The sequence below is a fragment of the Halopseudomonas sp. 4NH20-0008 genome (genome assembly GCF_057548395.1).
Window position 1 is genome coordinate 79953 of the sequence record NZ_BAAJMD010000015.1, and the last position, 10808, is coordinate 90760.

The following is a 10808-nucleotide window of genomic DNA, read 5'->3' on the forward strand; positions in this document are numbered from 1 at the left end:
TTCAATTAATTGAAGGTGCAGTGCGTGCGCGAGATCAGCTCACGCAACGCCAGTGGATCAGGCGAAAAAGGGTGGGGCGCGGGGGTTGGCGGGTAGCCAGGGGAGTCGGCGGGGCTTGGCAACGATCAGTGATCTGAAAACGACCTGATCACGCCGTAACGGCAACCAGCCCAGCAAGCCAAAGAAGGCGGCCAGGGCCAGGGCAACAAAGGATGAAACAAGCGAGCAATCAAAACTCGCACTGGCACTTGGGGCCGTGAGTTCAGATGCCAGGTCAATGCTGGAAAAGGCGGGGCCATCAATAGAACAAAAGGCAACATTGACGCCATTGAGCTGCATGCCGGACATCTGGCCATGGCCAATGCTGCAATGGAATGCACTCAGCATGACGCAGAAATACAGCATCAGGGCCAGGTGAGCGCGTCGTGATCTTGTTATTGGCATGGGCGGACTATATCAGCAGGGCTCATTGAGTGTGAACGGGTTTTATTATCCAGACTGCCAAGCCGAGTCAGCCGTTGCTGTTACCGATGCACTTGCTTAATAGGTTCCCGAGGTTTTGATGGCGCGATACTCCGGAAAGCGAGCGTAGTAACCCCTGTGCTGAGCCTCGGCAAAATGGGGCGTGACCAGAATGTGAACGTCATTCTTGCTTATCTGCATGGTTGCGCCGGGACCTGTCAGGGCTATGGGTTGGCCCGAGAGTTCAGTTGGGCCTGAGCTGGGGTCGTCATGTCTGACTAGCCAGGTGTTGGCGTTGTACATGATGTTGTTGGACCAGAACGTGACTCTGACAAGATAGGCTGAGTGATCATTTACTCGAGGTATCTGAACAAGGATTTTGCCATCCGTCACGGCGGCATCGATGATGTCGAGGTGCCGTACCGGGTATCGGGACGTGGGCACATCATTCATGTAGCCAATCTCGACGGCCAACTGTTCAATACGCTGCGGGTCTACCTGGCTGAGGTCAAACTCGACAGCGCCTTCCTGTCTTGATGCGGCAATCTGAGCTGTACTGATATTGAAGAACAGCTTCAGCCCGCCACCATAGTAGTGGGCCTTCAGAACCCCGAAGTCGCCCGTGACGATTCTTGGGCTGGCACAACCTTGTGCCAGCAAGACCATCAGCAGAAGTACCCACACCAACCTGTTTTGTCTCTGGAACACCTGTCCTGTCCTCCATAACATGGAAAAGTCTGCTCTACGCCAGAACTTTCATCGCAGCCAGCCTCTTCTGTGAGGCTGGCTGCGCGCTACTTTAACTGAAATGCGCGGCAGTTTCAGGAGGGCGGCATTACGAATCGGGTATCTCTGAGCTGCCATGTGATAATGCAGCCACTTTGCTCGGCAAAATGTCGATTGGCACCAATTGCACTTGTCAGCCAAGGTCCGAGGCATAGAATCATAAGCAAGGTCAGGACAGAAAATGTCTCTTGCTGACCAGATCACACCGCTCACTTTTCCAGGCGAGGCAAGTCAGATGTCTCAGCACGTCGCCGCACTGACGGTATCACGCGATCATTTCGCGACCACGCTGAAAGCGCTTGGCAATACGTTGACCGCCAGGCATGGAGCTGTGTGTGCCCCGGTGCTGGATAAGCTGAAACACTATCGTAATCAGCCGCGTATTCCGCTGTTACTGCTGGATGACCTGATTGTTGAGCTGGAAGATGCAACGGGAGATCCGTGTCTGCTGAGCAAGGCGTTCGGTACCTTGAATTATCGGCCGAGTCTGTTGCGTAAAACCTATCTGGCCGGGGCCATGACCCGGCGCGAGGCCTTACATCTTCTGTGCCGCTACTTCCGCGTCAACTCCGAAGGCGTGGTTTTGACGCTGCATGCTCATGCCGATGGGTGGAGTCTGGATATCGCCAGTACAGGTAGCTATGCCAGCGCTCAAAGTCAGCGTGACGGAATCGCGCTGGCCCTGGTGCGTACTCTGGAAGGCCTAGGGATTACCGCAGTGCGTTCCGGCCAGCCCGGCGAAACCTGCATTCAGCTGGTTGAACATGATCTGGACGCGCCCTTGGGTTGGGCTAGCTGTCCGGCTGAGCAGCTTGGTAAACGTGAGCGCTATCTGCTGCGTCAGGCTGATACGCCAGCATGGGGTGATGCGATAAAAACCCTGTTGCCGCTGTTGTACCGGCACGGCAGTGCCGAGATCGATCATTGTGCTGCTCTGCTGGCAACCAGTCGCCGAACCCTGCAGCGCAGCCTGGGGGAGGAGCAATTGACCTTTCGTGTTCTGGTTGAGCAGACCCGTAAAGAGTTGGCTGCTGTGTACCTGCGGCTCCCGTATCCGCTTGAGCAGGTCGCCTGCCTGCTTGGTTTTCAGCAATCGGCGCAGTTTTATCGCGTCTTTCGCCAATGGTTTGGGTGCTCGCCTGCCGAATACCGGCAACATCTGACCCAGCCTGTACACCCACCCCACTAGCCAGAGATCACCATGAAGAAATCCATACTTGGTTGCGTGCTGTTGTGCGCAGCTGCTGGACTGCCTTGGTCCACTCTTTGTGCCAGCACGCTGACCGACAACGTGCTGAGCAATGCCAGCACACTGGAGGACAAGGCGATTGCCTGGCGTCACGATATTCATCAACACCCGGAACTGGGTAATCAGGAGTACCGTACAGCGGCCCTGGTCGCCGAGCATTTGCGGGCGCTCGGCATGCGGGTTGAGACGAATGTAGGAACGACCGGCGTCGTGGCTCTGCTGGAGGGGGGTAAGCCTGGTCCAGTAGTGGCATTGCGGGCAGATATGGACGCCTTGCCGGTACAGGAGAAAACCGGACTGCCCTACGCATCAGGCATCAGTCAGGCCTATCAGGGCGAACACATGCCGGTCATGCATGCCTGCGGACACGATGCGCATGTAGCTATATTGATGGCGGTAGCTGAAAATCTGGTGGCGTATCGAGAGCAGTTACCCGGCAGCGTCAAATTCATCTTCCAGCCTGCCGAGGAAGGCCCCAGCGACTATGTCTATGACGGCGAGCGGTTTTTTGGCGCACGGCTTATGGTCGAGCAGGGTGTGCTGGAGAACCCAGGGGTCGACGTGATTTTCGGACTGCATGTCACCTCGTCTGCACCAACCGGCGTGATCGGTTACCGAGGCGGCCCGATCATGGCTGCCAGTGGCGATCTGCATATCCGTGTTCAAGGCAGACAAACCCATGGTGCGCAACCCTGGAACGGGGTTGATCCGATTGTAGCCAGCGCGCAGATCATCAATGGTCTGCAAACGGTAGTCAGCCGTCAGACCAACCTGATGCCTGCTCCGGCAGTGGTCACCATCGGCACCATCAAGGGTGGCAATCGACACAATATCATTCCTGATCTGGTCGAGATGAGCGGCACCATCCGTACCTATGGTGATGAAGTCCAGCAGCAGGTCAATAACCAGATCAGACAGACTGTCGAGCACACGGCGCGCGCTACTGGCGCGGAGGCTGAGGTCACTATCGTTGACAACTATGCGACGACGGTGAATGAGCCGGCACTTACTGAACGGATGTTGCCGACCTTGAAGCGTGCTTCCGGCGGGCGGGTATTTCCCTCGCCGCTGGTGACCGGCTCCGAGGACTTCTCCTACTTTGCCCAACAGGTGCCGGGGCTGTTCTTTTTTCTCGGTGTCACGCCCATGGAGAACATGGGCCGCGCCGCCCCCAATCACTCGCCGGAATTTCTCGTTGATGATCAGGCGCTGATCACGGGCATCAAGGCTTTGTCCGCACTGACTACGGATTACCTCACCGCATCACCCTGAGCTTTACCTCGACAGTGCTTCTGTCGATCACTGCACGATAATAACAAGGGCAATACCTGATCATTCCGGCTTGTTAACTCCCGGAAACGCAAAAGCCCTGACTATTCTGGATAATCAGGGCTTTGCGTCTTGCTTGTTTGGTGGGCCGGTGTCGGTTGACCACTACATGCAGAGGCAATACAGCTTTCCCCGCTCTCTGGTCTTGATTTATCAGGCCGTTCTAATTTGATAGAGTCCAGTCATTGCGGACAGACTCTGTAAGCGTCATTGCGCCACTATGTAACCCTACTTGCTTGACTGCACCCGGGCTTTTAGGGACACTACGTCCACGACTCAACCCTTGGCGGGCAGATTAAGTTCAGCCTTAGTCTTGGGTGAAGAAACCGGCGAAAGCCGGTTTTTTCGTTTCTAGGGACAGATCAACTGTGCGAACTGCTTTTTTTGTTGATGGTTACAATCTCTATTATGGCGTGCTGCATGGTTCGCCATATAAATGGTTGGATCTACCTTCCTTGCTCGACTCTATCCTGTCTATTCAGGACCCTGCCTCCGCCCGTTACTCAGTTGACTACTTCACTGCACCTGTCATCGCCAAGCTTGCAACTCGTGGCCAGGCATCAAATGATGCTCAACATCGTTATATTCGTGCATTGGAGACCAGGGGCGTCAACGTAACATTAGGGAATCACCGTTTGACGCGTGGTTATGCTCCTCGGTATCGGCAGGGACAAAAGCCTTCTCGTCTTGATCGAATTGCTATTTGGCAGCTTGAAGAGAAAGAGACTGATGTGAATTTGGCTCTTGGCATGTACAGGGCTGCCTGCAGATCGGGTCAGAGTGGTGTTTCTCAGATAGTCCTTGTTTCAGGCGATACAGACTTGGCTCCAGCACTGGCAGCCATTCGTCGAGATTTTCCTGATATCCGGCTTGGTGTGATCCTCCCCCACCGTCAGGAGGACCATCAGCTCGTTAGAAACCCTCCAGGTTCCCTCAGAAAACATTCAGACTGGATGCGTAGCTATATCTCTGATACCGAACTGTCTGCCAACCAGTTACCTGACAAGGTTCCGTTGCTCAAGAAGAAGGCAATCGTGAAGCCAGATTATTGGTAATTGGCCTCCTGTGACACTTTGGGGGCACATTGATGCGCAAACAAACAAAAAACCCTGAAAATCACTAGGATAATCAGGGTTTCAGGTCTTTCTAGTTTGGTGGAGCCGGGGGCGTTTGAACCCGTTAGCCAAATCTATGATATTCATCAGAAAATCTCTGTTATAAAAGTGGTTGGATACACGTCTGGATACAAGCTCTTTTTGCTTGCAGCTGACGATGATTTCACGGTTTAAGAGTACCAGATTAGGTAAGGTCCAAGAAATTTTGGTCCGCTAAACGTGGTATCGCAATTATTTTCCGGCTAACGACTGCGTCGAGGTTCGACGTATATCAAACGGTTGAGATCTTCATCGTCTTTGATTTTTCAGACAAGCACTAACAAGCATGCCATTTCGCCTATTAGTCGGCGCTGGCACAGTTTTATTGAGCTGCTGATCGTCGGTAGAGTATTAGTGGCGTTACAAGCTGTGGCGGGAAAGCCTCTTGGGAGCTGGTGTCGGTTCAAGCCAACTCAGCGAGGTTAGCCTATGTTTCCCGATCCACAATAGGGAGGTGGGTCAGCGAAGATCGTTTTCCTAAGCCTCTGAAAAGCTCACCAGGAACAACCCGGCGGCATTTGGAAGATCTCGGAGCTTTTGAGTCAGTAAGAAAAAAGCATTGGGGATATCAGCGAGACCTTGAGCTCAGAGTAGCTCCGATCCAGGTCTCGTTCTTGCCGGTTGTGTTATACAAGCTTCCAAAGCTGTTGTGTCGAGTCCCGACCGTTCCAGCCGGAACGACTTCATATGGTGTTGGCTTTTTCATCGTTTCATCATTTCAGTCGGAAGTTGGCAATAAGCCTAAGCCGACAAGAAAATACCTTTTGCGTTTCAAGTGGTATTACTCTAGCTCGCGAGGCAATATCCAATTCACGAATTGCGTTGATGTTGAGTAACCCATGAGTGGGTAGTCATAACACGATCGTTCCGGCTGGAACGGCTGTCCTAATCGCCAGACTCCCTTTTGCTTTGATTAGTCGTTCCGGCCGGAACGATAATCAAGATGGTCAGGCTACCTAGGCCAGAATCTGGTCGCTGCGACCAAATACGTCGCACAACATGGTCAGAATAAGTCACTCTTTCAGCCAAGGAGTAACTGACCATGCCGACTATTGCCTCTCTAATGTCTCCCACGCCCCCTTCAGTCACTAACGGCTCAGGCATGATGGCTCTGTGGAGCCTGCGTTTGTTGCTGGAAGGAGACCTGTGGCGGACTCTGCTTGGCCAGCATCGCTTTGCCGGTGATGAGACCTGGGCATTGTTGGGTATTGATAATGATGAGCTCGGGGATCTGGACGATGATGCGCGTTATCAACTCCTTGTTCGCCGTCGTCGTGAGCTTGAACAGTCTCCCCCTGAGCTTGGGCAGCCTTTGAGGGGCAATCTGGATGAGTTGCATCGTGTTTTTGCACTCAACGAACAGGAGCAGGCAGTTCTGGCTTTCTTGGTGCTACGCGAGAGTTCGCAAATCTTCGCAGATATGGTGTCTACCAGTAATCGTGTTTCCCGTTGCCAGCTACAACGTAGTATCTCCACCGCGCTCAGAATGTCTTACAGCGATGTTCGCAAAGCACTAGCCCCAAGCGGCATGCTCTTTCAAGCCGGATTTGTAACGCCTGGCGGTCTGTTTGGTGATGCGCTCGAGCTGGACGACGGTTTGACTGACCAGTTGTTGTATGACGATGAAGTTGTCGAAGGTTTATTGCAGCGCTATTCATACCGCGCTCCCGCTGCCTTGGTCCAATGGCATGATTTTGATTATTGGGCAGAGCAGCGGGATCTGATTCACGACTATCTGCACAATGCTTGCAGGCAGCGCCAGACAGGTGTCAATGTCCTTCTGCATGGTGCGCCTGGAACCGGTAAGACTCAGCTGGTCAGGCTTCTTGCCATGACCTTGGGAGCGGAGCTTCAGGAGGTGCGTTGCAACGACCTTGACGACATGCCGATTTCTCAGCAAAAGCGTTTTTCGGCTTATCGCTATTGCCAGCGCATGCTCAAGGACAAAACAGACACCCTGATTCTGTTTGATGAAATTGAGGACGTGTTTGGCTTTGATGGCAGCCGTGGTCAAAAGGCCTGGGTGAATCATCTGCTAGAAAATAACCCGTTACCTGCCTTCTGGTTAACCAACTCCGTTAATTGCCTCGACCCGGCCTTTATGCGCCGGTTTGACCTGGTGCTGGAAATGCCTGAGTTGGATGATTCGCAGCGCGGGAAGTTGGCAAAGGTTTTTTTCAGCGATGTGACCTTATCCGAGACCTGGCTGGATGAGGTGAGCAGGCAACCTGCTGTGCAACCGGGGCACTTTCACCAGGCCGCGAAAGTGGTTGGCATATTGGGTGATGCCGATGCCCAGACGAACGAACAGCGTCTCAAGCTTTTGCTGGATGAAAGTCTGCGTGCCCAGGGACTGCCATGGCTGCCAACCGTGCCAATTCAAAAAAGCTGTTTTGAGCCCCATCTGGCCAACGCTGATAGAGATCTGACACGTTTGGCTGAAGGTTTGCGAAGAAGCGCTGAGGGGCGAATCTGTCTCTACGGCCCCTCTGGCACCGGCAAAAGTGAGTATGCCCGTTACCTTGCCGCAAGCCTGGAATGCCCTTTGATTGCTGTGTCCGGATCGGACTTGTTACAGCCCTGGGTTGGCTTTACCGAGCAAGCGATTGCCGCGGCTTTTGCAGATGCAGAAAAACGCAAGGCGGTACTGCTGTTTGATGAGGCCGATACCTGGTTGCCATCGCGGATGGCGGCTGGTCCGCATTGGCAGAAAAGCCAAGTGAATGAGTTTCTACAGCAGCTTGAGCGCTTTTCCGGCGTGGTTGTACTGACCACCAACCGCCTTCCAGCCATGGATGGGGCGGTGTTGCGGCGTTTGGATCTCAAGGTGGCCTTTAACTTCTTGCAGCCTGCCCAGGCCTGGGCGTTTTTCTGTCAGTTGATTGGCCCTGACAGCGAGGATGAGGCCAAGGGCTTACAGGCCAGTATCGCTGCATTGAGCCTGACACCTGGCGACTTTGCCTGTGTACAGCGGCGTATGCGGATCATGGGATCAGCCTGTAATGCCTTTAATGTCCTGGCCGCACTGCGCGAGGAGCATCAGCTTCGTAACCAGCATGACGCAGTAGAGCAGGGTGCCTGGCTATGAGCATGGATGGCCCAGCCATGCATAAGGTGATTGTGTATGGCAGCCTGAAACAAGGCATGCCGAATCACGGCTATCTGCGCGATGCGATATTTTTGGGTGAGGATACGCTGACGCAGGTAACGCTTTATGATCTGGGTTTTTTCCCGGGGGCAAAGCTTGAGGAATCTCAGGGGATTGTTGTGGAAGTCTACACCGTCAACCAGATCACCCTGCAACGACTGGATCGGCTGGAAGGGTTCATACCCGGCCAGCCGGAATTGTCCTTCTATCGCCGAACTCGTTTAAGCACCCGCTTTGGCGAGGCCTGGATTTATCTCTATGCCCATGCGGTAGATGACATGCCAGCAATTCGTCGGGGTGCCTGGCCTGGTTGATTAGCTTTTGCACCTCAGACCAGATGCGCCCGATATTGCCAGTGATCCTACTGTCCACGATCTGACCGTTTCCGCTGTATCCACGGTTACGGTCAGAGCCTGAATACTTGCTTAATCCTGGGCCTGGGGCAGAGCAAGCTTTATCAGGCGGAGGTGCTGAAAACTAAACGGTTTGATGCGACGTAAAACGTCGCAATGCAGGGATAGGTTAAAGCACCTATGAATGCTGCTGAGGATTGTTTGATGGAGAATTCACTTATGATTTTCGGAACAGAAGATCTTACTCTGGGATTGAAGCCGGGAGGGGGTGAAGACGGCACACTGATTTTCACGCAAGGGGCGCCAAGCGAAAAGTTGAAGCCGCCTTATGTATTGCAGCAGTATGCCAATGAGATTTTCGACAGCGTGATGTCCACCATTGAGTGCTTTCTGGCAAAAAAGGGGTTGCTGGTTGTTGTTGCCCACTCGGAGGGCGATAACCTAGTGCCGCTGGTAACCTGGAACATGTGTGCAAAACATTGGGGTTATGAGGTGCTACTCTGTCTGGTCTCTGATCGGAGAAGTTTTTCAGAGGGATCAATGGTGTACCTAGATGTGCCCTCTGTTCCGAATTTTCGTGCTATGACATGCCATCCGAAAAGTCTGAAACACATATGGACCATGCTGAGATCGGCCAGCCCGCGAACAACCGCCAGGGACCGTCTTGCACTTTTGAACAGCAAACAAGGAGGTTGTTGCTATGAGTAAGCACCCTGTCGTTACCGCAGATTGCCCGCAAAACATGACCCGTGGAATCATGATCTGTGGCTACAATTTTGGGTTTTCAGCCCTTGATAAGGAAAGAGAGGAGAAGGGTGAGCTGCCCGAAGTGCTACCGGCTTCATACTTTTCAGATCTGCGGGTAAACGATTCGCGCTTTCGCAATCGCCTGATGCGTTGGTTTGAGAGCTGGGGGCGTCCACTGGAAAGCGATCCTGAAAAACTGTCGGACTACGAGCGATCAATCTTTCAGACCAACTGGCTTGACACCCAAACCAACACCGCCGCAGAAGACAAAATCAACGTTGAAAAGCTGGTCAAAGAATCAGAGGGTATCCTCTCGCTGATTGAATCCAGAAAGCCCAGGCTCATTATTTTTACGGGGAGCACCCTGATTGAGGCACTGAACGATATCCGGATTCGAGATCGAGTCGTATCCATTCTCGGTGTCCGTCCGGGCAACGCAGAAATACTCACCTCTGATACAGGTGTCGGCAAGGTCAAATTCAAACTGCTTTTGCAGCGGTTCCCCAATGCAACGGTAGTCTCATTACCCCATGCAACCGGCACCAATGGGCTCAGTGATGATTATATGGCTGGGTTTCGCAGTGTTATGCATGAGATTTTAGGCTGACCTAGGTTAAAGGATCATGCCCTTGGTGACGGGCAGATCAAAGGGCCAGCTTACTGACAGTAGCGGCAATCATCTGCATCGATTGCCTCACTCCAGCGCGGCGCAGGATCACACAATTTGGTTGCTACATGATTGCTGGCTTTGAGGAGCCATAAGGCTTGTCTGGTCGACTCCTTGAGTCAGCTAGCATCATTCTGCTTCCTTCGTGCCAGAGGTAGATATCCAATACGCGCTCCTTGAACCAACTTTCAGATACCAACTGCCATAACTCCTCAACAGGCATTTCTGGCATCACAGAATATCTAATGGCACTCGCCAGATCTGTACAAGCCTGGTCGATTTCCGTGTTGTGCTTCTCAAAAAAGAGGCTAAACGTCTCATCGAAGGCATGATAGTCGCCCTCAGGCGTGCCCAGCGCAATCCGAGCCTGTCTGTCGTATATACGAATTGGTGCCTTGTGTCTGAGCCATAAAAGCTTTGAGGTCAATGACAGCACTTTTTTGAACCCATACGCTGCAGAGATCCTTTTTGCGCTCTCAACCACCATATCAGCGGCAGTTAGAGTTGATATGTCCCTAAACTCATCAAGCATGATGAGAATCGGCTGGTATCGCTTTAAGCCGGATGTGGTTTCGTAATGAATGGGCAGGTTTCTAGCAATTCGAAAGTGAATAGCGGCCTCTGAGATCGCCTTGCGCCTCACCTCTTCGTCGCCTGTAATCAGCATGCGGCAAAATATTGACTCCTTGGTTAACCACTGATTCAGAAAATGCAAAGCGCAGAAATCAAATGTGCGTGCAGGTTTAAATGTCTCAGATGTATCCATGAGCAAAACTATCCTCTGGCCGAAATAATACGGGCCTGTTCAAGAATATGTTCACGCCAGGCCAGCGGCTCAATCACATCAATGTTTGCGCCAAAGCCCATGATCCACCAGCGGGTTTGCTGGTCATTTGGCACCGTCGCTTCAAGC

11 protein-coding genes are annotated in these 10808 nt (G+C 52.9%); 7 read left to right on the forward strand and 4 right to left on the reverse strand.

All coding sequences use genetic code 11. The annotated features are described in order from the left end of the window. Positions 1 to 57: 57 nt before the first annotated feature. On the reverse strand, positions 58 to 444 hold the full coding sequence (locus AC27HQ_RS14520; protein WP_487156910.1) for a DUF2946 family protein: 387 nt from the start codon (positions 442 to 444) through the stop codon (positions 58 to 60). A gap of 96 nt (positions 445 to 540) precedes the next feature. Next, on the reverse strand, positions 541 to 1170 hold the full coding sequence (locus AC27HQ_RS14525) for a hypothetical protein (RefSeq protein ID WP_487156911.1): 630 nt from the start codon (positions 1168 to 1170) through the stop codon (positions 541 to 543). 313 nt (positions 1171 to 1483) lie between these two features. On the opposite strand from AC27HQ_RS14525, the gene AC27HQ_RS14530 reads away from it, so the two are divergent. The 7 genes from AC27HQ_RS14530 to AC27HQ_RS14560 all read left to right on the forward strand — a co-directional run bounded on the left by AC27HQ_RS14530 (position 1484) and on the right by AC27HQ_RS14560 (position 9835). After that, positions 1484 to 2437 (forward strand): helix-turn-helix transcriptional regulator, encoded by a 954-nt coding sequence (locus AC27HQ_RS14530; RefSeq protein ID WP_487156912.1) that lies wholly within the window; start codon positions 1484 to 1486, stop codon positions 2435 to 2437. Positions 2438 to 2449: 12 nt separating this feature from the next. Next, on the forward strand, positions 2450 to 3769 hold the full coding sequence (locus AC27HQ_RS14535; RefSeq protein ID WP_487156913.1) for an amidohydrolase: 1320 nt from the start codon (positions 2450 to 2452) through the stop codon (positions 3767 to 3769). Between the two features lie 425 nt (positions 3770 to 4194). Continuing rightward, positions 4195 to 4881, forward strand: coding sequence for an NYN domain-containing protein (locus tag AC27HQ_RS14540; RefSeq protein WP_487156914.1), 687 nt, complete (start codon positions 4195 to 4197; stop codon positions 4879 to 4881). Between the two features lie 1141 nt (positions 4882 to 6022). Continuing rightward, positions 6023 to 8068: an AAA family ATPase gene (locus AC27HQ_RS14545; RefSeq protein WP_487156915.1), complete on the forward strand. Its 2046-nt coding sequence runs from the start codon at positions 6023 to 6025 to the stop codon at positions 8066 to 8068. 17 nt (positions 8069 to 8085) lie between these two features. Next, entirely contained in the window at positions 8086 to 8442 is a 357-nt protein-coding gene (locus tag AC27HQ_RS14550) for a gamma-glutamylcyclotransferase family protein (RefSeq protein WP_487156916.1), read from the forward strand. A 243-nt stretch (positions 8443 to 8685) separates the two neighbouring features. Then, entirely contained in the window at positions 8686 to 9189 is a 504-nt protein-coding gene (locus tag AC27HQ_RS14555; RefSeq protein WP_487156917.1) for a hypothetical protein, read from the forward strand. Then, positions 9182 to 9835: a hypothetical protein gene (locus AC27HQ_RS14560; protein ID WP_487156918.1), complete on the forward strand. Its 654-nt coding sequence runs from the start codon at positions 9182 to 9184 to the stop codon at positions 9833 to 9835. Before AC27HQ_RS14555 ends, AC27HQ_RS14560 begins: the two co-directional genes overlap by 8 nt. 124 nt (positions 9836 to 9959) lie before the next feature. Here AC27HQ_RS14560 and AC27HQ_RS14565 read toward each other — a convergent pair whose 3' ends face one another. Then, positions 9960 to 10661: a hypothetical protein gene (locus AC27HQ_RS14565; RefSeq protein WP_487156919.1), complete on the reverse strand. Its 702-nt coding sequence runs from the start codon at positions 10659 to 10661 to the stop codon at positions 9960 to 9962. 8 nt (positions 10662 to 10669) lie between these two features. Continuing rightward, positions 10670 to 10795 carry a WCX domain-containing protein gene (locus AC27HQ_RS14570; RefSeq protein WP_487156922.1) on the reverse strand — a complete coding sequence of 42 codons (126 nt, stop codon included), beginning with the start codon at positions 10793 to 10795 and terminating at the stop codon, positions 10670 to 10672. Between the last annotated feature and the right edge of the window lie 13 nt (positions 10796 to 10808).